This window comes from Pseudomonas sivasensis (assembly GCF_021391435.1).
In the GTDB taxonomy this organism is placed as follows: domain Bacteria; phylum Pseudomonadota; class Gammaproteobacteria; order Pseudomonadales; family Pseudomonadaceae; genus Aquipseudomonas; species Aquipseudomonas sivasensis.
In genome coordinates, this window is record NZ_CP090029.1 from 4,733,641 (window position 1) to 4,758,975 (window position 25,335).

Sequence of the window (25,335 nt, forward strand, 5' to 3'; positions counted from 1 at the left end):
TTGATGAAACGGCGCACGAGGGAGTTTGCGCAGCAATGCCAGTCGCCTTGAATTGAACATCGCACTGCACCGCCTCAGGATCTATGAGACTCAAGCCCTTCCCCCTGTTTTGCCTACTGTTCATCCCCGGCCTTGGCGTTGCCGCCGAGAAGACCGTGTATGGCCTCAATGAATATGCCCAATTGGCTGGCATCGACCTTGAAGTGGCCGCCAAGCTGGACACCGGCGCCAAGACCGCCTCCCTCAGCGCCCGTGATATCAAGCGCTTCAAGCGCAACGGCGAATCCTGGGTGCGCTTCTACCTGGCCATCGACACCGCCCATTCCCACCCCATCGAACGGCCCCTGGCCCGCGTCAGCAAGATCAAACGCCGCGCCGGTGACTACGACCCCGATGAGGACAAGAACTACACCGCCCGTCCAGTGATAGCCCTGGATATCTGCATGGGCACCGCTTTACGCAGCATCGAAGTGAACTTGACTGACCGCAGCGCATTCCAATATCCGCTGCTGATCGGCTCCGAAGCGTTGAAACGCTTTGATGCGCTGGTCGACCCCAGTCTTAAATACGCAGCAGGCAAACCCGCCTGCGCCGCCGACGCTCATACCGCCGAGTAAACCGAATGCGCTCTCTTACCCTGCACCTGAAAATCCTGATCGCCATCCTGGTGGTGCTGGGTATTTCGGTCACCGCCTACCAGATCTTCGTGCTGGGCATTCCTGTCACTGAGGACGCGACCGACGATTTGTGGAACATCGACGCCAAGGTCGAGTTCGTCGCCAATCCGAAGGACCCGGTGAAGATCCAGATGTTCGTGCCGCCCCTGAGCCGCGACTTCGTCAGCCTTAATGAGAGCTTTATCTCGAACAACTATGGGGTGAGCGTCAATCGTATTGACGGTAACCGTAAGGTCACCTGGTCGGCACGCCGCGCTAACGGCAACCAGACCCTGTATTACCGCCTGGTGCTGACCAAGCGTTACAGCGGTGAAAAAACCAAGATCAAAGGCCCAACGTTCCGCGACAGCATCGCGGTGGAAGGCCCGGAAAAAATCGCCGCCGAAGCCCTGCTGGCGCCGATCCGCCAGCATTCGGCCGACGTCGAAACCTTCATTACCGAAGCCATCAAGCGCACCAACAACCTCAACGACGACAATGTGAAGTTGTTGCTGGCCGGCGACCCGTCCACGCCTCACAAAGCCAAGATCGTCGAGTTGCTGCTGTCCATCGCCCACGTGCCGGTGGAAAAGGTCCACACCATCCGCCTGGTCGCCGACCAGCCGCAAACGCCCGAACTCTGGCTGCGCAGCTTTAATGGCAATGACTGGCTCTACTTCAACCCGGAAACCGGCGAACAGGGCCTGCCCAGCGACCGCTTGCTGTGGTGGACCGGCGATGAAAACCTGATCACGGTCGACGGCGGCAAGAAAGCCATGGTGACGTTCAGCCTGAACAACAGCGAAATGAACGCGATTCGCCTGGCCAAGCTGACGGATGAAAACACCGACGCCAACTTCCTCGAATACTCGCTGTACGGCCTGCCACTGCAAACCCAGCAGACGTTCATGATCATGGTGATGATCCCGATTGGCGTGCTGGTGATTCTGATCCTGCGCAACCTGATCGGCCTGCAGACCCTGGGCACGTTCACGCCAGTGCTGATTGCCCTCGCGTTCCGCGAGACGCAATTGGGCTTCGGAATCGTGCTTTTCACCATTATTACGGCACTGGGGCTGTCACTCAGGTCGTACCTGGAACACTTGAAGCTGCAAATGCTGCCGAGGCTGTCGGTGGTGCTGACCTTCGTGGTGGTGCTGATCGCGGCCATCAGTCTGTTCAGCCATAAACTGGGGCTGGAGCGCGGGCTGTCGGTGGCACTGTTCCCGATGGTGATCCTGACCATGACCATCGAACGCCTGTCGATCACCTGGGAAGAACGCGGTGCCAACCATGCGTTGAAAGTGGCGATTGGTACGTTGTTCGCTGCGTCCCTGGCGCACTTGATTATGAGCGTGCCGGAGTTGGTGTACTTCGTGTTCACCTTCCCTGCGATCCTCCTGATCCTGGTGGGCTTCATGCTGGCCATGGGTCGTTATCGCGGCTACCGCCTGACTGAGCTGGTGCGTTTCAAGGCGTTCTTGAAGGCTGATAAGTAATGTTCGGTTTCTGGAAGACCTGGAAAGCCCTGGAAGCGCGGGGAATCATGGGCATCAACCGGCGTAACGCCGATTACGTGCTCAAGTACAACAAGCGCAGCCTGTACCCGATCGTGGATGACAAGATCATCACCAAGGAACGGGCGATCGCGGCGGGTATCCACGTGCCGGAAATGTATGGAGTGATCTCCACCGAGAAGGAAATCGACAAGCTCGATGAAATTATCGGTGGGCGCAGCGACTTCGTGATCAAGCCGGCCCAGGGCGCCGGCGGTGACGGCATTCTCGTGGTGGCGGACCGTTTTGAAGGGCGCTACCGCACGGTGTCTGGCAAGATCATCAGCCATGAAGAGATCGAGCATCAGATTTCCAGCATCCTCACCGGCCTGTATTCCCTGGGCGGCCACCGTGACCGCGCGCTGATCGAGTACCGCGTGGTACCCGACCAGATCTTCAAGAGCATCAGCTACGAAGGCGTTCCGGATATCCGCATCATCGTGCTGATGGGCTACCCGGTGATGGCCATGCTGCGGTTGCCGACCCGCCAGTCCGGCGGCAAGGCCAACCTGCACCAGGGCGCGATTGGCGTCGGTGTGGACCTTGCCACCGGCCTGACCCTGCGCGGTACCTGGCTGAACAACATCATCACCAAACACCCCGACACCACTAACGCGGTGGATGGCGTGCAACTGCCCAACTGGGACGGTTTCATGAAGCTGGCCGCCGGCTGCTATGAGCTATGCGGGCTGGGCTACATCGGTGTGGACATGGTGCTGGACCAGGAAAAAGGCCCGCTGATCCTGGAGCTCAATGCGCGGCCAGGGCTGAACATCCAGATCGCCAACGATTGCGGCCTGACCTTGCGCACCCACGCGGTAGAAGCACGACTGGAAGCACTCAAAGCCGCCGGCGTGACGGAAACCCCGGAAGAGCGGGTGAAGTTTGTGCAGGAAATGTTTGGGCATATTCCTCCCGTAGAAGGCTGATCCGGTCTTCGAACTGTCTATCGCCGACATCCCCTCTAGGAGCAAATCCTACAGGGGACTACAATCCCCTCCCCCGCGCCTTGGCTGATCCACCCTCGCATGTCGACCTGTTCAGTACACCCGCTGCCCTATCGGGCCAACCCCGCCGAGTATTTTGCGGCGATTCGCCATGCACCCGGCGCGGTCCTGCTCGACAGCGGCCGACCTGCTGCCGAACGCGGTCGTTATGACCTGCTCAGCGCCTGGCCCGAGGCGACTCTTGCAGTGGATCCTGACGAAAGCGGCAGCAACTTCCTGCGGCGATTACGGAAAAACCTTTCACAGTTGGGTGAAGCGAAATTGCCCGACGGCTATGAGTTGCCGTTTGCCGGTGGCTTGATCGGCTACCTGAGCTACGACTTTGGCCGGCATTTGGAACAGCTGCCGCACTTGGCGGTGGATGATTTGCACCTGCCGGATGCGCGTTTTGGACTGTATGCCTGGGCGCTGATCAGCGACCACTTGGCACAGACCAGCCAACTGGTATTTCACCCGGCGCTGGCCGATAGCGAACGGCAGCGACTGATCACGCTGTTCAGCGGTGACGCTGCCACCGCCCCTGCAACCTTCAAATTGCAGGGCCCCATGGCACCGGATCTCAGCGTCGAGGCTTACCATCAGGCCATTGAGCGCATCCAGGATTACATCCAGGCCGGCGACTGCTACCAGGTCAACTTCGCCCAACGTTTTCGTGCGCCGTGCAGCGGTGATCCTTGGGTCGCCTATTGCGCCTTGCGCGAAGCCTGCCCGACGCCCTTCTCCGGATTCCAGAGCCTGCCCAATGACGGCGCGGTATTGAGCCTGTCACCGGAGCGTTTCGTGCGCGTCAGCGAGCGCCAGGTCGAAACCCGCCCGATCAAAGGCACTCGCCCACGCGGTGTCACGCCTGAAGAAGACGCCGCCCACGCCACGGAACTGCTGGCCAGCCCCAAGGATCGCGCCGAAAACCTGATGATCGTCGACCTGCTGCGCAACGACCTGGGGCGCAGTTGCCGCACCGGCTCGGTGAGCGTGCCGGAGTTGTTCAGCCTGGAAAGCTACCCCAACGTGCACCACCTGGTGAGCAGCGTCACCGGCACACTGGCCGACGACAAAGACGCCCTCGACCTGATCGCCGGCAGCTTCCCTGGTGGGTCCATCACCGGCGCGCCGAAGATTCGCGCCATGCAGATCATCGACGAACTGGAACCCACCCGACGCGGCTTGTACTGCGGTTCGCTGGTGTACCTGGACGTACGCGGCGAGATGGACAGCTCCATCGCCATTCGCAGCTTATTGGTCAAGGATGGGCAAGTGTGCTGCTGGGGCGGCGGCGGGATTGTCGCGGATTCGCAGTGGGAGGCCGAGTATCAGGAGTCGCTGACGAAGGTGCGGGTTTTGCTGCAAACGCTGGAAGGGTTGTAGCAGGTAGACCTCTTGTGTCGAGGGAGCTTGCTCGCGTTGGACTGCGCAGCAGTCCCATTCCGGGGGCAAGCCCGCTCGCCACAATCCGCTTTAGAGGCTCAGCGACCGATTCGACGCCTTGATGAACTCTTTCTTCAAATCCTCAAACGTATGCACCGCCGGGAATTGCGGGAACTCGCGAATCACATTCTCCGGCGCATGGAACAGAATCCCACGGTCGGCCTCGCCCAACATGGTGGTGTCGTTGTAGGAGTCGCCAGCGGCGATCACGCGGTAGTAAAGAGTCTTGAACGCCAATACCGACTGGCGCTTGGGGTCTTTCTGGCGCAGTTGGTAGCTCACCACCCTGTCGGATTCATCGGTGATGAGGCGGTGGCACAGCAGAGTCGGGAAACCCAGTTGGCGCATAAGCGGCTGGGAAAATTCGTAGAAGGTGTCGGACAGGATCACCACCTGAAAACGCTCGCGCAGCCAGTTGACGAACTCGATGGCGCCGTCCAAAGGCTTGAGCGTGGCGATCACTGCCTGGATATCGGCGAGCTTGAGCCCGTGCTCGTCGAGAATGCGCAGGCGCTGCTGCATCAGCACGTCGTAGTCAGGAATGTCCCGGGTGGTGGCCCGTAGCGATTCAATACCGGTTTTTTCGGCGAAGGCGATCCAGATTTCCGGTACCAGTACCCCTTCCAGGTCGAGACAGGCAATTTCCACAAGACACTCCTATTGGATGTTGTTAGTTGAGCGAGCAAAAGGACTGCCGAACTCTAGCGATTCAAGCTCGCCGCCGCAACGCGGAGCGGATTTTGATACCATCGCTCCCCTATAGAGCGCTCAGCGCCACTGACCTGTAGGAACCGTCCTGATGAACCAAGCCTTCGACGTCGCTGAACTCGCCGCGACTTACGCCAACAAATCCGCCCAGGACATTCTCAAGCTGGCGTTCAGCCAGTTCGGCGATGACCTGTGGATCTCCTTCAGCGGCGCCGAGGACGTGGTGCTGGTGGACATGGCCTGGAAGCTGAACAAGAACGTCAAGGTGTTCAGCCTCGACACCGGCCGTCTGCACCCGGAGACCTACCGGTTTATCGAGCAGGTGCGCGACTTCTACAAGATCGACATCGAACTGATTTCGCCGGACCAGAGCAAGCTGGAGCCCTTCGTCAAGGAGAAAGGTCTGTTCAGCTTCTACAAGGATGGTCATGGCGAATGCTGCGGCGTGCGCAAGATCGAGCCGCTGCGCCGCAAGCTGTCGGGCGTGAGTGCCTGGGCCACCGGCCAACGCCGTGACCAGAGCCCTGGCACCCGCAGCCAAGTGGCGGCGCTGGAGATCGACACCGCCTTCTCTACCCCGGAACGCACCCTATACAAATTCAACCCGCTGGCGCAGATGAGCAGCGAAGAGATCTGGGGCTATATCCGCATGCTGGAGCTGCCGTACAACAGCTTGCATGAGCGCGGTTTTATCAGCATCGGGTGTGAGCCATGCACCCGGCCTGTGCTGCCGAACCAGCATGAGCGAGAGGGTCGTTGGTGGTGGGAAGAAGCCACGCAGAAAGAATGCGGGCTGCACGCCGGGAATATCATCAGCAAGGCCTAAGGGCTGACGCGGTTAGAAAATGTGGGAGGGGGCTCGCCCCCGATAGCGGTTTTCCAGTCAAACATAGATTGACTGACAGGCCGCTATCGGGGGCAAGCCCCCTCCCACATTTGTCTTGTATTGAGTGTTGGAGATGTACACATACATGTAACCATCGGTGCCATTTATGTGTGCAATTCTTATTCGGCCGCACCATAACGTAACACCTCTCCCCTCCCCTCGATTGGCCTGGCAAATCGCATACTGGCAACCCAAAAATAAATAGCTGTTCAGTCGGTCAATTTATATCTCTTTAAATTCAGTTATTTATTTAACCAACCTATAAAAACGAAATTACCCAGGACTTTCATAGATCCAAAACTGGCACGCATGTGGCTTAAGGTGAATTGCGCTTTGTATACAATAAATACAAAACATACATACACTTTGCCATCTGCCTCTTCCCGGCAGATATGCTGGAGCCTGCCGGAATGCGTACAAGCCTCTCGAACAATATCGCACTGGATCTGCCCTCCTCCGCCCTGAACCCGGACGCCGCATGCCCCGGCCCGTTAGTGCTCAGCCCACGCCTGCACAATAAAGACCTGGCGCCGACCAAGATCGAAGGCCGTCGGTGGGGGCGCTACAGCATCTTTGCGTTGTGGACCAATGACGTGCACAACATCGCCAACTATTCGTTCGCCATTGGCTTATATGCACTGGGCCTCGGCGGCTGGCAGATCCTGTTATCCCTGGGGATCGGTGCGGCGCTGGTGTACTTCTTCATGAACTTGTCGGGGTATATGGGGCAGAAGACCGGCGTACCGTTTCCGGTCATCAGCCGTATCAGTTTCGGCATTCACGGCGCACAGATTCCCGCGTTGATCCGCGCGGTCATTGCGATTGCCTGGTTTGGTATCCAGACCTACCTGGCCTCGGTGGTTTTCCGCGTGCTGCTGACGGCAATTCATCCAGGGTTTGCCGACTATGACCACAACTCAATCCTCGGCCTGTCATCCCTTGGCTGGGCGTGTTTTGTGGCGATATGGTTCGTACAACTGGTGATCCTGGCCTACGGCATGGAGATGGTACGGCGCTATGAAGGCTTCGCCGGGCCGGTGATTTTGCTGACTGTGGCGTCGCTGGCCGGTTGGATGTACTTCCAGGCCGGCGGCAACATTGCCTGGTCGATCCGCGAACCGCTGAGCGGTGGCGAGATGTGGCGCAATATCTTTGCCGGCGGCGCGCTATGGCTGGCGATCTACGGCACGCTGATCCTCAACTTCTGCGACTTTGCACGCTCTTCGCCGTGCCGCAAGACCATTCTGGTCGGCAACTTCTGGGGCTTGCCGGTGAATATCCTGGTGTTTGCCGCAATCACCGTGTTGCTCTGCGGCGGACAATTCCAACTCAATGGCCGGGTGATCGAAAGCCCGACTGAAATCATCGCGGCCATCCCCAATACCTTCTTTCTCGTGCTGGGCTGCCTGGCGTTCCTGATCGTCACCGTGGCGGTGAACATCATGGCCAACTTCGTTGCGCCAGCCTTTGTGCTGAGCAACCTGGCGCCCAAGTACCTGAACTTCCGCCGTGCGGGTCTGATCAGCGCCACCGTGGCTGTATTGATTCTGCCGTGGAACCTCTACAACAGCCCGCTGGTGATCGTGTATTTCCTCTCTGGCCTCGGCGCACTGCTAGGCCCGTTGTACGGGGTGATCATGGTTGACTACTGGCTGATCCGTAAAAGCCAGGTGGACGTACCGCAGCTGTATAGCGAAAACCCGAATGGCGTTTATTACTACAGCCGTGGGGTGAATATGCGTGCAGTGGCGGCGTTTATTCCTGCGGCCATCATCGCCATCCTGCTGGCGCTGTTGCCGGGATTTGCCAGCGTCTCACCGTTTTCCTGGTTGTTTGGCGCCGGTATTGCAGGGTTGCTGTACCTGCTGATCGCCAAGCGCCAGCCGTTCTACGCCGATGTCAGCGGCGAAAGCATTGCCGTCGATAACGTCAGTCACTGAGTAAGGACCTTCCATGCGTATCCTCGTGGTCAACGTCAACACCACCGAATCCATCACTGAAACCATCGCCCAGCAAGCGCGGGCCGTGGCCTCGCCGGGCACTGAGATTGTCGGACTTACCCCGTACTTCGGCGCGGAATCGGTTGAAGGCAATTTTGAGAGCTACCTGGCCGCCATCGCCGTGATGGACCGGGTAATGGCTTACGACCAACCGTTCGATGCGGTGATCCAGGCCGGCTACGGCGAACACGGCCGGGAAGGTTTGCAGGAGTTATTGAATGTGCCGGTGGTGGATATCACCGAAGCGGCGGCCAGCACGGCGATGTTCCTGGGCCATGCCTATTCGGTGGTGACCACCCTGGACCGCACCGTGCCGCTGATCGAAGACCGCCTGAAACTTGCCGGCCTGTACCAGCGCTGTGCTTCAGTTCGGGCCAGTGGCATGGCGGTTTTGGAGCTGGAAGAAGACCCGTTGGCCGCGATGGAAGCCATCGTGCGCCAAGCGGAACTGGCCATCCGCGAGGACAAGGCCGAAGTGATTTGCCTGGGTTGCGGCGGCATGGCCGGGCTGGATGAGCAGATTCGCCAGCGCACCGGGGTGCCGGTGGTGGATGGCGTGACGGCGGCGGTGACCATCGCCGAATCCTTGGTGCGGCTGGGGTTGTCGACGTCGAAGATCCGGACTTACGCGACGCCTCGGCCGAAGAAGGTCATTGGCTGGCCGACCCGGTTCGGCCGCTGAAAATCAAATGTGGGAGCAAGCCACCTCCCACATTTCGAGCTGCGTCTGGTTTTAGATTGCGCTGAACCTTTGCCCCAGTTTTTTTTCGGCAAACTGCTCAATGATGAAGTCCACAAACGCCCGGGTCTTGCCGGGCAGCAGTTTGTGCTCGGCGTAGTAGATGGAAATATTGCCGTCGTCGACGTACCAGTCGGGCAATACCCTTACCACCTCGCCGCTGTCGAGGAACGGCACGGCCATGGGCATGCTCACCAGCGCAATTCCCAAGCCTTGAGCGCTGGCGCGGCAGGCGGCTTCGGAGTCGCTCATGGTCATGCCGGGTTTGAGCACCAGCGGGCGGCATTCACGTTCGACACTGGTCAACTGCCAGGAACGGATACGCCCGGTTTGCGGTGAGCGGATCAGGATACCTTTGCACCGCGACAGGTCTTCGGGCTCGCGCACCGGTGGGCGTTGCGCCAGGTAACCCGGTGAAGCCACCAGCACCCGGTGCGCGGGCGTCAACTTGCGCGCCACCACGCCTTGGGGCAGTTCAAAACCGCCGCCAATCGCGGCATCAAAGCCTTGGCCGATCAGGTCCACCTGGCGGTTATCAAAATGCCAGTCCGGGCTGATATCCGGGAAACGCCGCATAAACTCCCCCAGCAGCGGGACCACATAGCGATTGCCGAACACCGTGCCCATGCTGACCTTGAGCGTACCCACCGGTCGCCCTTCGGCGCTGGCCAGGTTGGCGACGGCGTTCTGGATAGTGGTAAGGCTGGCGCTGACCTCTTCTAGAAACAGCTTGCCGGCTTCAGTCAGCGTGAGGCGCCGGGTGCTGCGCTGGAAGAGCCGCACACCGAGGCGCGCTTCCAGCTTGGCGACGCTTTTACCGACCGCCGCCGGGGTCAGGCTCAAGTGCCGCGCCGCTTCGGCAAAGCTGCCACCTTCGGCGCTGCGCACGAAGCATTCGATACTTCCAAAGCTTTCCATCACGCCCCACTCTAAACTTTAGGTTTACACAGACTATAGCAATCACGGTCTACCGGTAGGGCTGGGTGAAGTCGATACTCGGCTCCAACAACAAGGCAGCCTGCCTTGAACAGCCAGGAGATCGACATGACCACACTCAACCTCAGCGGCAAAGTCGCCTTGATTCAAGGCGGTTCCCGCGGTATCGGCGCCGCCATCGTCAAGCGCCTCGCCGCCCAAGGCGCAGCGGTCGCCTTCACCTATGTCAGCTCGGCCGCCAAGGCAGAAGAGTTGCAGAACAGCGTAATCAGCGCCGGCGGCAAAGCCCTGGCGATTCACGCCGACAGCGCCGATGCCACTGCGATCCGCAACGCGGTCAATACCACCGTGGAAGCCTTTGGCCGCCTGGACATCCTGGTGAATAACGCTGGCGTGCTGGCCATCGCACCGCTGGAAGACTTCAAGCTGGAAGACTTCGACCAAACCTTGGCGATCAACGTGCGCAGCGTGTTTATCGCTACCCAGGAAGCCGCCAAGCATATGGGTGAAGGTGGTCGGGTGATCAACATCGGCAGCACCAATGCTGAACGCATGCCCTTTGGCGGAGGTGGCCCGTACGCGATGAGCAAAGCGGCACTGGTGGGCCTGACCAAGGGGTTGGCGCGAGATCTGGGACCGAGGGGCATCACCATCAATAATGTGCAGCCTGGGCCGGTGGACACCGATATGAACCCGGCAAACAGTGATTTTGCCGAGAGCCTGATCGGGTTAATGGCGGTGGGGCGTTACGGACATGTGGAAGAGATTGCCAGTTTCGTGGCCTATCTGGCCGGACCGGAAGCGGGGTATATCACCGGTGCCAGCCTGACCATTGATGGTGGGTTCAGCGCCTGATTTTCTGAATCCCTGCAAAACCAAATTTTCTGAATCCCTGCAAAAACAAATGTGGGAGGGGGCTTGCTCCCGATGGCGGAGTGTCAGCCAGCTCAATGGTGACTGACACTCCGCCATCGGGAGCAAGCCCCCTCCCACATTTTTTACCGAGTAAGGTCAGGAGATTGGCGGCAAGCCATAGGCCGCCAGGTCAAAGTCCGCAAGCTTGCGGATGATCTGATCGGCATGCTGGTACTTGCTGTCGGCCATGGCTTCGTCGGGCACGGCGATGGCGGTCATATGGGCGGCCTTCGCAGCCGTTACACCAAAGGGCGAATCCTCGAACACCAGGCAATCCTCAGGGGCAACGCCCAGGCGGCGCGCGGCGGTAAGGAAGATATCCGGTGCAGGTTTGGCGGCGCCAACTTCGGGGTCATCTGCGGTAACGATGGTCCCAAACAGGCTAAACCACTCGCGGTGCAACGTGGTTTTGTGGCCAAACGAATTGCGCGACGAACTGGTGCCCACGGCAATCGGAATGTTGTGTGCCTTCAAGTGCCGAACCAGCGCCTCGGCACCGGGCATGCCCAGGGCCTTTGGAAAGCGCTCGCTCATCAACGGTTCGCGAATTTCCAGAAACTGCGCCGGTGTGATCGGCAAGTCCAATGCCTTGACCACGTAATCGGCCAGGTCCTGGGCGCCACGGCCAATAATATGCTGCTTGATCCCCCAATCATAAGTACGACCGTAGCGCTCGGCGATGATCTGCGTGACTTCGGTGTAGATGCCTTCTGTATCGAGCAACAACCCGTCCATATCGAAAATCACAGCCTTGATCGGGGCAACGGTACGTGGCGAATTCATCACAACAGATCCTTGGGAGGAAGGACTAAAAGGATTCAGCACAATAACGGTCCCGCTTACCTGCGGGCAACCCTTAGACTACGCCCTCCCCTTTTTGAAGCGCGCACAATGCTCTACCGTCTAGCTGCCGACAGCCTCGTGCTGTTTCACCTGTGTTTTATCCTGTTCGTATTATTCGGCGGGCTGCTGGCCCTTAAGTGGCGGCCGGTTATCTGGCTGCACTTGCCCGCTGCCGCGTGGGGCGTGGCCGTCGAGGTCTTTCACCTGCCGTGCCCACTCACGCGCTGGGAAAACTTGCTTCGCCATCTCGCCGGTCAAGACGGCTACGGCGGCGGATTCATCGAACACTACATTCTTACGCTCATCTATCCGGCTGGCCTGACTCCGCAGATTCAACTGGCGCTGGGTGCATTGGTGTTAGTGATCAATATCGCGGTGTATACGCGGCTGATTCGGCGTTACGTACAGCCTTGAGACAGCCGCACGGGTGAAGAATCAGACTCCCTCAGTCCCTTCATAGCCGCCGCCATGTCCGAAGCCTTCGAAGTCCCCAGCCCCCACGAAAAACACATCGAACACACCACCGAACATGCCCACGCAAGAGGAGACCGTTTCGCCAGCCGAATCGCCGTCATGACCGCGCTGATGGCCACTCTCGGCGCCATGCTCAGCTACCAGGCCGGTTCCACCGAAAGCGAAGCGGCGATGGACAAAAACAACGCGGCCATCATCAAGACCGAAGCCGCCAACCAGTGGAACTACTACCAGGCCAAATCCAGCCGCCAAAACCTGGCGGAGTTGGCCACCCATATCGGCGTAGACGCTGCGCATTACAAGGGCGAGATCGAGCGCTACAAAAGCCAGAAGGAAGACGTGCGCCAGCAGGCAGAAAAGCTTGAGGCCACCTCGCGGGAATGGGATGAAAAATCAGAACAGGCGTTGCACCAGCACCACCGCTGGGCCCAGGCGATGACCGCGATTCAGATCGCGATTTCGCTGGCGGCAATTACGTTGCTCACAAGGAAGGAGTGGTTGAAGCGCATGGCGTATACGGCGGCGGGTGTGGCGGTGGTGTTAGGCAGCCTGGCGTGGTTGCACATCTGACGACGGGAAGATTGATTTCAATCCCCTGCCGGGGCGATTAAAGTACGCCCCCCGAGAATTGAATCTCGGGCTTTAGTCCATGGAGTTTCCCAGTGAAGTACATCAGTAAAGTGGTTGCAGCAGCCGTTCTCGGTTTCACGCTTGCAGGCTGCACCGGCACCGCCATCAAATCCCCGCAATACGACAGCAGCCAATACACCGTCCTGGGCCACAGTGAAGCCAGCGCCACCGGCATTATGCTGTTCGGCGTGATCCCGATCGGCCAGAACAGCCGTTTCGTGCGCGCCCAGGATGCCGCCATCAAAGCAAAAGGCGGCGATGCGCTGATCAACACCCAAGTGCAGGAAAACTGGTTCTGGGCCTGGGTCCTCAGCGGTTACACCACCAAGATTTCCGGTGATGTGATCAAGCTGAAAACCGCGCAGTAAATCCGCTCGGGCTTTCACCTGAGCCCGCGACGTATCATGGGCCACCCTTTCGAGGATGACCCATGAACCTCAGTATCCTCTACGCACTCGCCGCCGCCGCCCTGTTCGGCGCCAGCACCCCGCTCGCCAAAAACCTCGGCCTGGGCCTCTCGCCCGTGCTGCTCGCCGGCCTGCTCTACCTCGGCAGCGGCGTCGGTCTCGCCGGCGTGCGCCTGATCCGTGATCGTGGCTGGAAACCCAGCGGACTGACCTCATCGGAATGGCCCTGGCTGCTCGGCGCCATCGCATTCGGCGGCATCCTCGGGCCTGTCGCGCTGATGTTCGGCCTGACCCGCACGGCCGGCGCAACCGCCTCCCTGATGCTCAACCTGGAATCAGTGCTGACCGCCGTCATCGCCTGGGTCGTGTTCAAGGAAAACGCCGACCGTCGCATCGTCCTGGGGATGATCGCCATCGTGCTGGGCGGCGTGGTGTTGTCATGGGCCGACGGCGGTGGCACGAGCCATGACTGGACGGGGCCGCTGGCGGTTGCCGTGGCGTGCCTGTGCTGGGGGATTGATAACAACCTGACGCGCAAAGTGTCTGCGTCGGACGCGCTGTTTATCGCCGGGACCAAGGGGTTGATTGCGGGGCTGGTGAATGGCGGGTTGGCGCTCTATTTCGGAGCGCAAATCCCGGGTATGGCGCAACTGACGCCTATCTTGCTGGTTGGTTTTCTGGGCTATGGCATCAGCCTGGTGATGTTCGTGCTGGCGCTGCGCGGACTGGGCAGTGCACGCACGGGAGCCTATTTTTCTACCGCGCCGTTTCTGGGTGCCGCGATTGCGGTGCTGATGTTGGGTGAGTCAGTGACATTGGCTTTCTGGATTGCATCGGCGTTGATGGCCATGGGCGTTTGGCTGCACCTGACGGAACGGCATGCCCATAATCATCAGCATGAGGCCATGGAGCACGGACATCGGCATGTGCATGATGAACATCACCAACATGAGCATGGGTTTGAGTGGGATCCGGCTGAGCCCCATAGCCATGTGCATGTGCACAGTCCGCTGAGGCACAGCCATGCGCATTTTCCGGATGTGCATCATCGGCACAGGCATTGAGGGGCGATGGGCATGGCTCTGAGACCAACAGACGCCCGATCGGCTGGCTTTTATCCGCTAACTCAAGGTGCCAATAGCCCACATCGTGCCACTGACCGAGCTTATAACCGACTTGAGGATAGGTACCGATGTGTTGGAAGCCAAACCGCTCATGCAACTTGACGCTGCCTGAATTGGGCTGAGAAATGCCAGCATAGGCCGGACGATAGCCCTGCCGAACCAGAAGCTCGGTGCTGACTTGCATAAGCATATGCCGACCACCTTGCCTTCTCGAACCGCCACCAGATATGGATAGATCCGCAGCGTTAGCTCAATGCGCTGCTGTATCTCTTCAATACTAGGCGGCACCTCTTCAAAGGAAATAGCCGAGCCGGTCACTACCGAGGCATAGATAGCCTGGATGGCAACAGCATCTCCAAGCCGTGCCGCTCTGATTTCAATGGACATTGATTGAACTCAGATTGAACGCTGGTTCACGCGCGCCATGAGCTGTTCCGCGCTTTCCTTGCGTTCCGAGTAACGATCCACCAAAAACGCCTTTTGGTCACGCAGCAACAGGGTGAACTTCACCAGTTCCTCCATCACATCGACCACGCGATCGTAAAAAGCAGAAGGCTTCATTCGGCCTGCCTCGTCGAACTCCATATAGGCTTTCGGTACAGAGGATTGATTGGGTATCGTGAACATGCGCATCCAGCGACCCAGTACCCTCAACTGATTAACCACATTGAAGGACTGTGACCCACCGCAGACCTGCATCACGGCCAGGGTCTTTCCCTGGGTGGGGCGAACAGCGCCGAGTTCAAGAGGCACCCAGTCGATCTGCGCCTTGAACACCGCTGACATCGCGCCATGCCGTTCTGGTGAACACCAGACCTGACCTTCCGACCACAACATCAGATCCCGCAGTTCCTGCACCTTAGGATGATTCACCGATGCGTCGTCGGGCAGTGGCAACCCACTAGGATTGAACACACGGGTTTGCGCACCAAAGTGCTCCAGTAAACGCGCAGCTTCTTCGACGAGGAGACGGCTGAAAGAGCGCTCGCGGGTCGACCCATACAGCAAGAGAATTCGAGGCTTTTGATCTTTCGGGCGAGATGCAATTGGCAGGGGGTCGAACAGAGAGAGGTCTAGGTTGGGCAGTTGCTCTGACATATGTCCTCCTTCTCAGTGTTTGCTGATTTGATCCAGCTCGCGTTTGAGTTCATCGCGGCTGAGGCTGTTGAAGGGAAGCGCAAAGAACGCTTTACAGCGTTTTTCGATGCAAGCGAGCGTGGCTCGGAAAGCGGCATCAACTTCTTCTTCGCCCCCCATCACATCGGAAGGATCTTCCAGGCCCCAATGAGCTTTCACGGCTGGGCCGAAATACACCGGGCAAGACTCGCCTGCTGCCTTGTCGCATACGGTAATGACGATATCCGGAGGGTTATCTTCGAAGGCTTCGTTGCCCTTGCTGCTCAAGCCTTCGATGGAAATGCCCGACTGGGTCAAAGTCGTCAAACTGCGAGGTAGCACCTGCCCCTTGGGAAAGCTTCCGGAGCTCACCGCTTTGAAACCCTCCGGCGCCAGGTGGTTGAACATGGCTTCTGAAAGAATGCTTCGGCAGCTGTTGGCCGTGCACATGAACAAGACTCGCATTAATTACTCCTTCCACTCTTCGCGGGCATTAAACACTTAGGCGCAGCGCCAGCTTCGATAGGGTTAACAGTTGGGATTAGCAGCAGGCAACATCGCGGACAGGGCGTCCATCCATATTCTGTAGACGGGAAGTGTCGCCCTGCAGCCAGTGAACGTTGGCTCGTAACGTCACTTGCAGGATCTCGTGCACCCAGCTGGGAAGGTCCGGATTTAAGCGGTAGTAAACCCAGAGTCCCTGCCGACGATCCAGCAGGAGACCACTGCTGCGTAACTGTGCGAGGTGACGGCTGATCTTCGATTGGCTGTCGCCGAGAGCGCACATCAGTTCGCAGACGCAGAGCTCTCCTTGGGAGGCAATCAGCAAAGTAGCGCGTGCGCGAGTTTCCTCTGCAAGGCTCTTAAACACTTCTGGAGGCGTAATCATGTGGGCCACTTGCTATATGTGAATAACCGAATATACGGATACACACATATTTAAAGCAAGCTATCGATCGGGTGGGTTTCTTTGGGGCGATGGGAACCGTACGTAGGACCTTCGTGAGCGCCCATACGAGATAACCCTGTCGCAAACCCGCTAACGGGGCTTTTTTTGAATCCCAAAAACCACAAACCCCCGACTTTCTCTAGGAAAATCAGGGGTTTGTGTTTACTTAATGTGGCGGTGAAGGAGAGATTCGAACTCTCGATACAATTTCTTGTATACACACTTTCCAGGCGTGCTCCTTAAGCCACTCGGACACTTCACCGTATCTCGTCAAACCAGTTCAGTCTGTCGAGGCGCGCTAATGTAGTCGAAAGCCTTTCTGATGGCAAAGGTTTTTTTCAGAATTTTCATGCGGTTAGACGGTTATACCGGAATGGGCCCGCGGGAGGACGGTGATTATGCCAATCTCGGGGAGGGTTCAGAGGGTCTTCGCTGGATACTGTGCCCGGCTGCAGGCCATTTTCGACCAGGGATACGGGAAAAGGCTGACTGGCCAGTCAGTCATTGCGCTTTACCGGAACGGGCGTGGTGGGTAACGTCTGCTGCATTCTTCTATAACAAGTCCTACAAGGAACCGCGTCATGAGTGAGTTGATTGCCTACCACCTCGAAGACGGTATCGCGACCCTGACCTTGAGCAACGGCAAGGTGAATGCCATTTCTCCGGATGTTGTCAGTGCGTTCAATACAGCGCTGGACCAAGCCGAGAAAGATCGGGCGGTGGTGGTGATCACCGGCACGCCGGGGATTTTGTCGGGTGGTTATGATTTGAAAGTGATGACGGCAGGCCCTAAAGAGGCCATCGGCCTGGTCACGTCGGGCTCGACGTTGGCGCGTCGTCTGTTGTCGCACCCATTCCCGGTAATTGTGGCGTGCCCTGGGCATGCAGTTGCCAAGGGCGCGTTTCTGTTGCTGTCGGCCGATTATCGGATTGGGGTGGAAGGCCCGTTCAGCATCGGACTGAATGAAGTGGCAATCGGCATGACCATGCACCACGCAGGGATCGAGCTGGCGCGGGATCGTCTGCGCAAGTCGGCGTTCCACCGCTCGGTGATCAATGCCGAGATGTTTGACCCGCAGGGCGCGTTGCAGGCCGGTTTCCTCGACAAGGTGGTGGCGCCTGAAGAACTGCATGCAGCGGCACTGGAAGCGGCGCGCCAGTTGAAGAAGATCAATATGAATGCCCACAAGCACACCAAGTTGAAAGTGCGTAAAGCGCTCCTGGAAGCCTTGGACGATGCAATTATCCAGGATCAGGGCCACAACCTGAGCTAAGTCCCTACACCTGCTGTGCCAGAGCCCGACTTTGTGTCGGGCTTTTTCTTACACGTAAATCCGAAACGCCCCTAGCCGCTCTAGCCAGCCAGTGTCGGCACATGTTGAAACATACGCTTAAACATCGCCTATCTCCGACCTCTACCTGGGTAATTGCCGAAGTCAGTGCACATCCGTACACTTCGCCACCTTTTGTCCCGATAGGCCGTGTCGATGCTTTTTCTGCTGCGTATGTTGTTGATGGGCCTGCACTTTATGGTGGCGGGTGTGCTCGGGGTTTTTCTAGGTATCTGCCGGCCGTTCAACCCGGACAACAGCCGCCTGTGCGCGCGCCTGTATGCGCTGCCCGCGATGCGCATCTTGCGATTGAACGTGAAGGCCGATGTCGACTCGCTGCGCAACAAGCCCGGCACCTGCGTGGTCATCGCCAACCACCAGTCCAACTATGACCTGTTCGTGGTGGGCACTGTAGTGCCCCATCGCACAGTGTGTATTGCCAAAAAGAGCCTGAAATGGGTGCCGTTGTTCGGCCAGTTGTTCTGGCTGGCAGGCAATGTGTTGATCGACCGCGGCAATGCGCACAAGGCGCGCCGTGCGATGCTGACCACCACCCATACGCTGCAACACAAAGACACGTCGATCTGGGTGTTCCCGGAAGGCACGCGCAATCTGGGCAAGGGCCTGCTGCCGTTCAAAAAAGGCGCGTTTCATATGGCGATTGCGGCGGGTGTACCTATCGTGCAGGTGTGCGTCAGCAATTACGTCGTTCATATGAAGCTTAATCGCTGGAACAGTGGTGATGTGCTCATACGTTCTTTGCCACCCGTTCCTACAGCCGGGCTGACAGCGAATGACGTCCCTGCGTTGATGCAGGCGTGTCAGGCGCAGATGGATGCATGCATTGCAGAACTGGACCGCGAAGTGCAGTCCGCCTGAACACGTTATTTGGGCGCTCCTTCCCCATCGCGAGCAACCTCGCTCACCACACAAAGCTCGCCGCAACGACGTCTACAACGGAACGCCATTCAAGCTAAGCTGCCCAACATCTGTCCTCCAAACAAGAAGTGATCAGCACCATGGGTAGAGTTGTTGCGGCCGCCGTCTACAGCGCCGGTAAGAAAGTCTCTGATATCACCCTTGATGAAGGCGCCGCCTGGGCCGCCAAGCCCGGGCATTTTGTGTGGATCGGCCTGGAAGAGCCCGATGCCCAAGAGCTGGCCAACCTGCAGCGCCAGTTCAACCTGCATGAACTGGCCATCGAAGACGCCCTGGAAAAACACAGCCGCCCCAAGCTCGAAACCTTCGGCGATGCGCTGTTTATCGTCACCTATTCACCGGTGCGCGAGAACGGCAAGCTGGAGTTTATCGAGACCCACATCTTTGCCGGCACCGGCTATATCATCACCGCCCGCAACGGTCACTCAGCGTCCTACGGCTTTGTGCGCCAACGCTGTGAGGCGCGCCCGCTGTTGCTGGAGCATGGGGAAGATTTCGTACTCTATGCGTTGCTGGATTTCGTCACCGAAAACTACCAGCCGGTCAGCGAGGCGATCCACGCCGAGATCGATGAACTGGAGCGCAACGTACTGTGCAGTTCACTGAGCGAACGCGATATTCAGAAGATCCACGGTCTGCGCCGCGATGTGCTGCGGCTCAAGCGGTATGTGGCGCCGATGGTGGAGATCAGCCAGGAGTTGCAGAAGCTGAGCTTCCCGTTTATCGATAAGAACATGCGCCCGTATTTTCGTGATGTGCAGATCCACGTGACACGGCAGATGGAGGACCTCACCACCCTGCGCGACATCGCCAGCCAGACGATCGAAATCGGTGTGTTGCTGGAGGCGTCACGCCAGAGCGTGGTGCAGCGCAAGTTTGCCGCGTGGGCGGCGATCCTGGCATTCCCCACCGCGGTGGCAGGGATTTATGGGATGAACTTCCAGAACATGCCCGAGCTGCAATGGCACTATGGCTATTTTGCGGTGCTCGGGTTTATTGCGGTGGGATGCACCAGCCTGTGGGCCAGTTTCAAACGCTCGGGCTGGCTTTAAGCTTTGTGCGCCACAAACCGCATCATCCATTCCGCCACGGTGGCGCCGTGGTGGTCGCGCTCCAGGCTGGCGACACCATTCGTGTAAACCGTTTCCCCGAGGGTTGTCTGAAGAATCTCCAGCAACTCGCGCGAATAGTCGTGGATAAATTCCGGGTGGCCTTGGAAGCACAGCACCTGGTCGCCAATGTGATACGCCGCGAACGGGCAAAAATCGCTGGAGGCGATGACCGTGGCATTGTCCGGCAAGCTGGTGACTTGGTCCTGGTGACTGATCAACAGCGTCAACTCAGGCACCTCAGGGCTCATCCACGGAGCCTTGGCATCGAGTTTGTAGTCATGAATGCCCATGCCCCAGCCTTTGCTGGCGCGCTCAGTCTTGCCGCCGAGCAGCAATGCCAACAACTGGTGACCGAAGCAGATACCGAGCAATTTGTCGCCACGCTCATAGCGCTGCAGCAAGTAGGTCTTGAGGGTCTGGATCCAAGGATCGGTACCGAAGGAATCGGCCTTGCTGCCGGTAACGAGGTAGGCATCAAACACTTCATCGTCTGACGGATATTCGCCCTGCACCACGTTGTAAACCACAAACTCGGCAGCAATCGGCTGCTTGGAGAACAGGCGCTTGAACATCTGCCCGTAACCTTGGTACTGATCGATCAAGCCTGGACGCAGGATATCGGTTTCCAGGATGCAGACGCGTAGCGACATAAAAAATACCTGACACGGCGATGGGAATATTGAACACCCAGAGCCTGCCTTGAAACACCCCTTCAAGGCAAGCCCCTCCATTAATCACCGAAACACTTCACTCCTCGCCGCTTTCTCCAGCAACAACACTGGCGGCGCAAAGCGCTCCCCATATTGCTCAGCCAGATAACGCGCACGGGCGATGAAGTCGTTCAAGCCGTACTGATTGATAAACTGCAACGCCCCACCGCTCCACGCCGCAAAACCAATGCCGAAGATCGATCCCACATTGGCATCAGCGGTGGACATCAACACGCCCTCCTCCACACAGCGCACAGTTTCGATGGCTTGGATAAACAGCAAACGGTCGCGCACATCCTGTGGCGAAATCTGCTGGCCCGGCCGTTCAAAGCGGGCTTTCAACTCCGGCCACAGGTACTTCTGCCCTCCAGCGGGATACTCGTAAAAACCGCCACCCGCCGCCTTGCCCGCGCGTTTGTATTCATTCACCAACAGATCGATGACCGCCGTTGCCGGATGCCCTGGCACCGTCTTACCTTCGGCCTGCAAATCCTTGGCCGTCTGCTGTCGGATATGGCTCATGAGGCTGAGGGACACTTCATCGGACACCGCCAGCGGCCCCACCGGCATACCAGCCTTGCGCGCCTCGGTCTCGATCATCGGCGCGGCCACACCTTCACCGAGCATGGCGATGCCTTCATTGGTGAACGTGCCGAACACCCGCGAGGTGAAGAAGCCGCGACTGTCGTTGACCACAATCGGAGTTTTCTTGATTTGCAGGACGAAATCGAAACCTCGGGCCAGGGTTTCGTCCGAGGTCTGGGCGCCCTTGATGATTTCAACCAGAGGCATCTTGTCCACCGGGCTGAAAAAATGCAGGCCGATAAATTTGCCTTGATCCGCCACAGCTCTAGCAAGGCCGGTGATGGGCAACGTTGAGGTATTGGAGGCGATCACCGCGTCGGCTCCGACCACATGTTGCGCGGCGGCCGAAACCTTGGCCTTAAGTTCACGGTCTTCGAAAACGGCCTCAATGATCAAATCGCAGCCGACCAAATCAGCATCCGAGGCAGTAGGGTAAATCCGCGCCAAGGTGGCTTCCCGCTGCTCGGCGGTCAATTGCCCACGGCTGACCTTCTTGTCCAGCAGCGCGGCCGAATGTGCCTTGCCCTTCTCGGCGGCGGCCTGGGTGACGTCCTTGAGCACCACCTCGATCCCCGCACAGGCGCTGACATACGCAATTCCAGCCCCCATCATCCCGGCACCAAGCACACCCACTTTGCGTGTCACGTAAGGTGAAAAACCCTTGGGTCGCGAGCTGCCGGCGTTGATTTCATTGAGTTGGAACCAGAAGGTGCCAATCATGTTTTTCGCCACTTGCCCGGTGACCAACTCGGTGAAGTAACGGGTTTCGATCAGGTGCGCGGTGTCGAAGTCCACCTGAGCGCCTTCAACGGCAGCACAGAGGATTTTCTCTGGAGCCGGAAAACAGCCATTGGTTTTGCTGCGCAGGATCGACGGTGTAATCGCCAGCATCTGCGCGACTTTTGGGTTCGAGGGAGTGCCGCCGGGAATCTGGTACGCCTTGTTGTCCCAGGGTTGTTTAGCCTCGGAATTGCCGAGAATCCAAGCGCGGGATTTGGCCAGCAGGCCATCGCGGTCCACCGCCAGTTCGTTGATCAACCCCGCCTGGAGCGCCTGTTGCGGCCGTACTTTTTTACCTTCCAGTAAATACGGCAGGGCTTTTTCCAAGCCGAGCATGCGCACCATACGCACCACGCCACCGCCGCCCGGCAGCAAGCCGAGGGTGACTTCCGGCAATCCAAGCTGCACCGATTTGTCATCCAGCGCGACACGGTAATGACAGGCCAGGCAAATCTCCCAGCCGCCGCCCAGCGCCGCGCCGTTGATCGCAGCCACCACCGGCTTGCCGAGGGTTTCCAGGCGACGCAACTGCGCTTTAAGCACCAACACGCTCTCATAGAAGTCCTTGGCGTGGGACTTGTCGACCTTGATCAGTTCATTGAGGTCACCGCCCGCGAAAAAAGTCTTCTTTGCAGAAGTGATAATCACGCCGGCAATGTGGTCCTTTTCCGACTCAAGGCGCAGAACCGCAGCGGCCATGGCATCGCGGTAAACACCGTTCATGGTGTTGGCGCTCTGGCCGGGCATGTCGAGAGTCAGCACCACAATTTGGTCCTGGCCTTTTTCGTAACGAATGGCATCGGTCATTAGAAATTCCTTAGGCTCAGAGACGTTCGATAATAGTGGCGATGCCCATGCCACCGCCGACACACAGGGTGGCCAGGCCGTAGCGCTGCCGGCGCACTTCAAGCTCGTCAAGCAGAGTGCCAAGGATCGCGCAACCAGTGGCGCCCAACGGGTGGCCCATTGCGATGGAACCGCCGTTGACGTTGACGCGTGCGGCATTGATGCCCATGTCCTTGATGAATTTGAGCACCACTGAGGCAAAGGCCTCGTTGACCTCGAACAGATCGATGTCTTCCACGCGCAAACCGGCCTTGGCCAAGGCTTTTCGTGTGGCTGGCGCGGGCCCCGTGAGCATGATGGTGGGATCAGTGCTGGTAACTGCCGTGGCGACGATGCGCGCCCGCGGTTGCAAGCCCAGTTCGCGCCCCTTCGCTTCAGAGCCGATCAACATCAGTGCGGCGCCGTCGACAATGCCCGAGCTATTACCCGGGGTATGTACGTGGTTGATGCGTTCCACATGGCTGTAGACCCGCAGAGCCGTAGCGTCGAAGCCCATTTGCCCCATCATCTCGAAGCTCGGTTTGAGATTGCCCAGGCCTTCAAGGGTCGAGTCGCCACGGATAAATTCGTCATGGTCCAGCAGGACAATACCGTTCTGGTCCTGCACCGCGATCAACGACTTGCTGAAGGAACCGTCGGCACTGGCCCTGGCCGCTTTCTGCTGGGACTGCAGGGCAAAGCTATCGACATCCTGGCGACTGAAACCCTCCAGGGTGGCGATCAGATCCGCGCCGATGCCTTGGGGTGTGAAGTGGCTGTGCAGGTTGGTCTGCGGGTCCAGCACCCAGGCACCGCCATCGCTGCCCATGGGCACACGGGACATAGACTCGACTCCGCCAACCACCACCAGGTCTTCAAAGCCGGAGCGCACTTTCATCGCCCCCAGGTTCACTGCTTCAAGGCCCGAGGCGCAGAAGCGGTTGACCTGTACGCCAGCGACGCTGATCGCCCAGTTCGCTACCAAGGCGGCGGTCTTGGCGATGTCGGCGCCTTGGTCGCCCACTGGGGTGACGCAGCCGAGCACGATGTCATCCACTTGGTGGGTGTCGAGGTCGCTGCGTTGCGCCAGCGCCGTGAGCAGACCTGCCACCAGATTTACCGGTTTCACGCTGTGCAAGGCGCCGTCTGCCTTGCCTTTGCCCCGGGGCGTGCGTATCGCATCAAAGATCAAAGCTTGGGTCATGACATCCTCGAACCATTGCGCAGTAGTGCCCTTACCTTAGGCCCGATTGACACGGTTTCAATGACGGATGCGCTCATTGCTTTTGACCCCCACGCTCGGACGAACGGTAGGCCCCTAAGCGCATAGGCTGATTAATCGTTTTAGCTGTCTAGCCAAGGCATTGGCGCCAAGATGGCGTTCTGCCTCATGCCTTTTTAAGCTGAAATCCTGATTAGCTGATATGAAATGGATCTAAGCCGCGAAGAACGAGGGCTCTAAGGTTCAATCAGTAAGATGTTGCTGCCGGGTTTTGCTGGAGCAACTGTAAGAAAAGTGACACGTCATAGCGCCATACTGAAATAAAACGGCACGTATTTGACGCTCAGGAATAACAACAAAAGGCAGTCAGCCATGTTCAAGCATTCGAAAGTACGTCAGGCGGGACTTATTCTGTTCGCCACCACACTGATTCTGATCCTGCCCAATTTGACCAAGGTCATTGGGTGACCCTCTATCCTCCGCGCTTTGTGCATCAGGATTGCAGCTTTTTGGCAGCACCTGCCGGGACTTCGTGCATAGCGACCCCGTTGCAGGGGCTGCCTTTTTACGCGCGTTTTTCCGGTATCGTGAGCCCCATCGCCACTTAACCCGGGGCCTCTGTCTTGAAACCGATCTTCGCACTCTTAGCCTTGTTGCTTGCTCTGCCCGCAGCCGCGGCGCAATTGACTATCGAACTGGACCACACCCGCAAGACCTGGCAGACCGCCGAACTGCTCAAGCATCCGGATGCGCAGACGGTGCAGATCGTCGATGACGTTTCCTACAAGCGCAATATGACCTTTCGCGCGGTGCCGCTGGCGGTGCTCTTACCAGGCCTAACGCCACAGAGCCATGTGCAAGCCGTTGCCCTGGATGGCTTCGCTGCAGAACTGACCGCCGCACCGCTGCTGGAACAACACGGCGCGCGCGCGTGGTTGGCCGTGGAAGATCCGGCCAAACCGTGGCCCGCCCTGGCCGATGGCAAACACAGTGCCGGCCCGTTTTATCTGGTGTGGACCGACCCGCAAGCAGGGCACATCAGCCCCGAGCAGTGGCCGTTTCAAGTCTCGACAATCAAGCAATTGAAGACCGTAGCCGAGCGCTTCCCCGCGCTGCTACCCGATCCGGAACTGGCGGCGAATGATCCCATCAACCAGGGCTTTGCACTGTTCCAGAAAAACTGCCTGGCCTGCCATCGCCTCAATGGTGCAGGCGATGCGCAGGTGGGTCCGGATCTGAATATCCCCTACAGCCCTACCGAATATTTCGGTGGGGATTTCCTAAAGCGCTATATCCGTGATCCGCAGAGTTTGAGGCATTGGCCCCAGGCGAAGATGCCGGCGTTCGCTGCCAGTGTATTGCCTGACAGCGAGCTGGATTTATTGGTGGGGTATTTGAAGCATATGGCGGGGCGTAAGCAGCAGCCCTGAGCCAGCCTCCTTCGAAAGACAGTTTCGTGT

25 protein-coding genes, 1 tRNA gene and 1 pseudogene are annotated in these 25,335 nt (G+C 58.5%); 16 read left to right on the forward strand and 11 right to left on the reverse strand.

Translation table 11 applies throughout. The annotated features are described in order from the left end of the window. Positions 1-83: 83 nt before the first annotated feature. The 4 genes from rloA to pabB all read left to right on the forward strand — a co-directional run bounded on the left by rloA (position 84) and on the right by pabB (position 4,584). Positions 84-617 carry a retropepsin-like aspartic peptidase RloA gene (gene rloA, locus LRO94_RS21315; RefSeq protein WP_032887566.1) on the forward strand — a complete coding sequence of 178 codons (534 nt, stop codon included), beginning with the start codon at positions 84-86 and terminating at the stop codon, positions 615-617. Between the two features lie 5 nt (positions 618-622). Further along, positions 623-2,155 carry an osmotic stress tolerance membrane protein RloB gene (gene rloB, locus LRO94_RS21320; RefSeq protein WP_032887564.1) on the forward strand — a complete coding sequence of 511 codons (1,533 nt, stop codon included), beginning with the start codon at positions 623-625 and terminating at the stop codon, positions 2,153-2,155. Beyond that, positions 2,155-3,141: an alpha-L-glutamate ligase-like protein gene (locus LRO94_RS21325; RefSeq protein WP_032887562.1), complete on the forward strand. Its 987-nt coding sequence runs from the start codon at positions 2,155-2,157 to the stop codon at positions 3,139-3,141. The genes rloB and LRO94_RS21325 overlap by 1 nt, the downstream gene beginning before the upstream one ends. A 99-nt stretch (positions 3,142-3,240) precedes the next feature. Next, positions 3,241-4,584 (forward strand): aminodeoxychorismate synthase component I, encoded by a 1,344-nt coding sequence (gene pabB, locus LRO94_RS21330; protein ID WP_179180017.1) that lies wholly within the window; start codon positions 3,241-3,243, stop codon positions 4,582-4,584. A 90-nt stretch (positions 4,585-4,674) separates the two neighbouring features. On the opposite strand, the gene thrH is transcribed toward pabB, so the two are convergent. Continuing rightward, positions 4,675-5,292: a bifunctional phosphoserine phosphatase/homoserine phosphotransferase ThrH gene (thrH, locus tag LRO94_RS21335; protein ID WP_032887558.1), complete on the reverse strand. Its 618-nt coding sequence runs from the start codon at positions 5,290-5,292 to the stop codon at positions 4,675-4,677. A gap of 151 nt (positions 5,293-5,443) precedes the next feature. Between thrH and LRO94_RS21340 the strand changes: the two genes are divergently transcribed. From LRO94_RS21340 to LRO94_RS21350, 3 genes are all read left to right on the forward strand, one after another. Further along, positions 5,444-6,178, forward strand: a complete 735-nt coding sequence (locus LRO94_RS21340; RefSeq protein ID WP_032887556.1) for a phosphoadenylyl-sulfate reductase — start codon at positions 5,444-5,446, stop codon at positions 6,176-6,178. 470 nt (positions 6,179-6,648) lie between these two features. Beyond that, positions 6,649-8,178: an NCS1 family nucleobase:cation symporter-1 gene (locus LRO94_RS21345; RefSeq protein WP_095185337.1), complete on the forward strand. Its 1,530-nt coding sequence runs from the start codon at positions 6,649-6,651 to the stop codon at positions 8,176-8,178. A gap of 13 nt (positions 8,179-8,191) precedes the next feature. Then, on the forward strand, positions 8,192-8,920 hold the full coding sequence (locus tag LRO94_RS21350) for an aspartate/glutamate racemase family protein (protein ID WP_032887552.1): 729 nt from the start codon (positions 8,192-8,194) through the stop codon (positions 8,918-8,920). 51 nt (positions 8,921-8,971) lie between these two features. Here LRO94_RS21350 and LRO94_RS21355 read toward each other — a convergent pair whose 3' ends face one another. Next, the gene (locus LRO94_RS21355; RefSeq protein ID WP_099602934.1) at positions 8,972-9,895 is read right to left on the reverse strand and encodes a LysR family transcriptional regulator; all 924 of its coding nucleotides are present in this window, start codon (positions 9,893-9,895) and stop codon (positions 8,972-8,974) included. Positions 9,896-10,021: 126 nt separating this feature from the next. Between LRO94_RS21355 and LRO94_RS21360 the strand changes: the two genes are divergently transcribed. Then, entirely contained in the window at positions 10,022-10,768 is a 747-nt protein-coding gene (locus LRO94_RS21360; protein ID WP_032887548.1) for a 3-oxoacyl-ACP reductase family protein, read from the forward strand. A gap of 156 nt (positions 10,769-10,924) precedes the next feature. On the opposite strand, the gene LRO94_RS21365 is transcribed toward LRO94_RS21360, so the two are convergent. Then, entirely contained in the window at positions 10,925-11,611 is a 687-nt protein-coding gene (locus tag LRO94_RS21365; RefSeq protein ID WP_095185335.1) for an HAD-IA family hydrolase, read from the reverse strand. Between the two features lie 108 nt (positions 11,612-11,719). Between LRO94_RS21365 and LRO94_RS21370 the strand changes: the two genes are divergently transcribed. The 4 genes from LRO94_RS21370 to LRO94_RS21385 all read left to right on the forward strand — a co-directional run bounded on the left by LRO94_RS21370 (position 11,720) and on the right by LRO94_RS21385 (position 14,246). Next, entirely contained in the window at positions 11,720-12,085 is a 366-nt protein-coding gene (locus LRO94_RS21370; RefSeq protein WP_032887544.1) for a DUF2784 domain-containing protein, read from the forward strand. Between the two features lie 54 nt (positions 12,086-12,139). After that, positions 12,140-12,715 carry a DUF4337 domain-containing protein gene (locus tag LRO94_RS21375; protein WP_179180016.1) on the forward strand — a complete coding sequence of 192 codons (576 nt, stop codon included), beginning with the start codon at positions 12,140-12,142 and terminating at the stop codon, positions 12,713-12,715. Positions 12,716-12,807: 92 nt separating this feature from the next. Further along, positions 12,808-13,143, forward strand: a complete 336-nt coding sequence (locus LRO94_RS21380) for a hypothetical protein (RefSeq protein WP_032887540.1) — start codon at positions 12,808-12,810, stop codon at positions 13,141-13,143. A 62-nt stretch (positions 13,144-13,205) separates the two neighbouring features. After that, positions 13,206-14,246 carry a DMT family transporter gene (locus tag LRO94_RS21385; RefSeq protein WP_179180015.1) on the forward strand — a complete coding sequence of 347 codons (1,041 nt, stop codon included), beginning with the start codon at positions 13,206-13,208 and terminating at the stop codon, positions 14,244-14,246. Positions 14,247-14,271: 25 nt separating this feature from the next. On the opposite strand, the pseudogene LRO94_RS21390 reads toward LRO94_RS21385, so the two are convergent. The 5 genes and pseudogenes from LRO94_RS21390 to LRO94_RS21410 form a co-directional block, all read right to left on the reverse strand. Then, positions 14,272-14,693, reverse strand: a pseudogene (locus LRO94_RS21390) (N-acetyltransferase family protein); the annotation flags it as partial. A gap of 9 nt (positions 14,694-14,702) precedes the next feature. Next, the gene (gene arsH, locus LRO94_RS21395) at positions 14,703-15,404 is read right to left on the reverse strand and encodes an arsenical resistance protein ArsH (protein ID WP_032887537.1); all 702 of its coding nucleotides are present in this window, start codon (positions 15,402-15,404) and stop codon (positions 14,703-14,705) included. 12 nt (positions 15,405-15,416) lie between these two features. Next, on the reverse strand, positions 15,417-15,887 hold the full coding sequence (locus LRO94_RS21400) for an arsenate reductase ArsC (protein ID WP_032887535.1): 471 nt from the start codon (positions 15,885-15,887) through the stop codon (positions 15,417-15,419). 76 nt (positions 15,888-15,963) lie between these two features. Next, positions 15,964-16,311, reverse strand: coding sequence for a metalloregulator ArsR/SmtB family transcription factor (locus LRO94_RS21405; RefSeq protein ID WP_032887533.1), 348 nt, complete (start codon positions 16,309-16,311; stop codon positions 15,964-15,966). 232 nt (positions 16,312-16,543) lie between these two features. Beyond that, positions 16,544-16,633: transfer RNA gene (locus LRO94_RS21410), tRNA-Ser, on the reverse strand. Between the two features lie 319 nt (positions 16,634-16,952). On the opposite strand from LRO94_RS21410, the gene LRO94_RS21415 reads away from it, so the two are divergent. The 3 genes from LRO94_RS21415 (at position 16,953) to LRO94_RS21425 (ending at position 19,693) form a co-directional block, all read left to right on the forward strand. Continuing rightward, on the forward strand, positions 16,953-17,645 hold the full coding sequence (locus LRO94_RS21415; RefSeq protein WP_032887461.1) for a crotonase/enoyl-CoA hydratase family protein: 693 nt from the start codon (positions 16,953-16,955) through the stop codon (positions 17,643-17,645). Positions 17,646-17,858: 213 nt separating this feature from the next. Next, positions 17,859-18,581, forward strand: a complete 723-nt coding sequence (locus LRO94_RS21420) for a lysophospholipid acyltransferase family protein (RefSeq protein ID WP_095185333.1) — start codon at positions 17,859-17,861, stop codon at positions 18,579-18,581. Between the two features lie 140 nt (positions 18,582-18,721). After that, positions 18,722-19,693 (forward strand): magnesium and cobalt transport protein CorA, encoded by a 972-nt coding sequence (locus tag LRO94_RS21425; RefSeq protein WP_032887457.1) that lies wholly within the window; start codon positions 18,722-18,724, stop codon positions 19,691-19,693. On the opposite strand, the gene LRO94_RS21430 is transcribed toward LRO94_RS21425, so the two are convergent. The 3 genes from LRO94_RS21430 to LRO94_RS21440 form a co-directional block, all read right to left on the reverse strand. Beyond that, positions 19,690-20,403 carry an amidotransferase gene (locus LRO94_RS21430; RefSeq protein ID WP_032887456.1) on the reverse strand — a complete coding sequence of 238 codons (714 nt, stop codon included), beginning with the start codon at positions 20,401-20,403 and terminating at the stop codon, positions 19,690-19,692. The genes LRO94_RS21425 and LRO94_RS21430 overlap by 4 nt on opposite strands. 84 nt (positions 20,404-20,487) lie before the next feature. Then, complete coding sequence (locus LRO94_RS21435) at positions 20,488-22,635, reverse strand: 3-hydroxyacyl-CoA dehydrogenase NAD-binding domain-containing protein (protein WP_179180014.1); 2,148 nt, start codon at positions 22,633-22,635, stop codon at positions 20,488-20,490. A gap of 16 nt (positions 22,636-22,651) precedes the next feature. Beyond that, on the reverse strand, positions 22,652-23,857 hold the full coding sequence (locus LRO94_RS21440; protein ID WP_179180013.1) for an acetyl-CoA C-acetyltransferase: 1,206 nt from the start codon (positions 23,855-23,857) through the stop codon (positions 22,652-22,654). 641 nt (positions 23,858-24,498) lie between these two features. Between LRO94_RS21440 and LRO94_RS21445 the strand changes: the two genes are divergently transcribed. Next, a complete protein-coding gene (locus tag LRO94_RS21445) occupies positions 24,499-25,305 on the forward strand; it encodes a c-type cytochrome (protein ID WP_179180012.1) in 807 nt (268 codons plus the stop codon). Positions 25,306-25,335: the final 30 nt, after the last annotated feature.

Bases quoted from the DNA above. Each gene is read 5' to 3' on its own strand.
- rloA (WP_032887566.1), top strand. From the start codon at position 84: ATGAGACTCAAGCCCTTCCCCCTGTTTTGCCTACTGTTCATCCCCGGC.
- rloB (WP_032887564.1), top strand. From the start codon at position 623: ATGCGCTCTCTTACCCTGCACCTGAAAATCCTGATCGCCATCCTGGTG.
- LRO94_RS21325 (WP_032887562.1), top strand. From the start codon at position 2,155: ATGTTCGGTTTCTGGAAGACCTGGAAAGCCCTGGAAGCGCGGGGAATC.
- pabB (WP_179180017.1), top strand. From the start codon at position 3,241: ATGTCGACCTGTTCAGTACACCCGCTGCCCTATCGGGCCAACCCCGCC.
- LRO94_RS21340 (WP_032887556.1), top strand. From the start codon at position 5,444: ATGAACCAAGCCTTCGACGTCGCTGAACTCGCCGCGACTTACGCCAAC.
- LRO94_RS21345 (WP_095185337.1), top strand. From the start codon at position 6,649: ATGCGTACAAGCCTCTCGAACAATATCGCACTGGATCTGCCCTCCTCC.
- LRO94_RS21350 (WP_032887552.1), top strand. From the start codon at position 8,192: ATGCGTATCCTCGTGGTCAACGTCAACACCACCGAATCCATCACTGAA.
- LRO94_RS21355 (WP_099602934.1), bottom strand. From the start codon at position 9,895: ATGGAAAGCTTTGGAAGTATCGAATGCTTCGTGCGCAGCGCCGAAGGT.
- LRO94_RS21360 (WP_032887548.1), top strand. From the start codon at position 10,022: ATGACCACACTCAACCTCAGCGGCAAAGTCGCCTTGATTCAAGGCGGT.
- LRO94_RS21365 (WP_095185335.1), bottom strand. From the start codon at position 11,611: ATGAATTCGCCACGTACCGTTGCCCCGATCAAGGCTGTGATTTTCGAT.
- LRO94_RS21370 (WP_032887544.1), top strand. From the start codon at position 11,720: ATGCTCTACCGTCTAGCTGCCGACAGCCTCGTGCTGTTTCACCTGTGT.
- LRO94_RS21375 (WP_179180016.1), top strand. From the start codon at position 12,140: ATGTCCGAAGCCTTCGAAGTCCCCAGCCCCCACGAAAAACACATCGAA.
- LRO94_RS21385 (WP_179180015.1), top strand. From the start codon at position 13,206: ATGAACCTCAGTATCCTCTACGCACTCGCCGCCGCCGCCCTGTTCGGC.
- arsH (WP_032887537.1), bottom strand. From the start codon at position 15,404: ATGTCAGAGCAACTGCCCAACCTAGACCTCTCTCTGTTCGACCCCCTG.
- LRO94_RS21400 (WP_032887535.1), bottom strand. From the start codon at position 15,887: ATGCGAGTCTTGTTCATGTGCACGGCCAACAGCTGCCGAAGCATTCTT.
- LRO94_RS21405 (WP_032887533.1), bottom strand. From the start codon at position 16,311: ATGATTACGCCTCCAGAAGTGTTTAAGAGCCTTGCAGAGGAAACTCGC.
- LRO94_RS21415 (WP_032887461.1), top strand. From the start codon at position 16,953: ATGAGTGAGTTGATTGCCTACCACCTCGAAGACGGTATCGCGACCCTG.
- LRO94_RS21420 (WP_095185333.1), top strand. From the start codon at position 17,859: ATGCTTTTTCTGCTGCGTATGTTGTTGATGGGCCTGCACTTTATGGTG.
- LRO94_RS21425 (WP_032887457.1), top strand. From the start codon at position 18,722: ATGGGTAGAGTTGTTGCGGCCGCCGTCTACAGCGCCGGTAAGAAAGTC.
- LRO94_RS21430 (WP_032887456.1), bottom strand. From the start codon at position 20,403: ATGTCGCTACGCGTCTGCATCCTGGAAACCGATATCCTGCGTCCAGGC.
- LRO94_RS21435 (WP_179180014.1), bottom strand. From the start codon at position 22,635: ATGACCGATGCCATTCGTTACGAAAAAGGCCAGGACCAAATTGTGGTG.
- LRO94_RS21440 (WP_179180013.1), bottom strand. From the start codon at position 23,857: ATGACCCAAGCTTTGATCTTTGATGCGATACGCACGCCCCGGGGCAAA.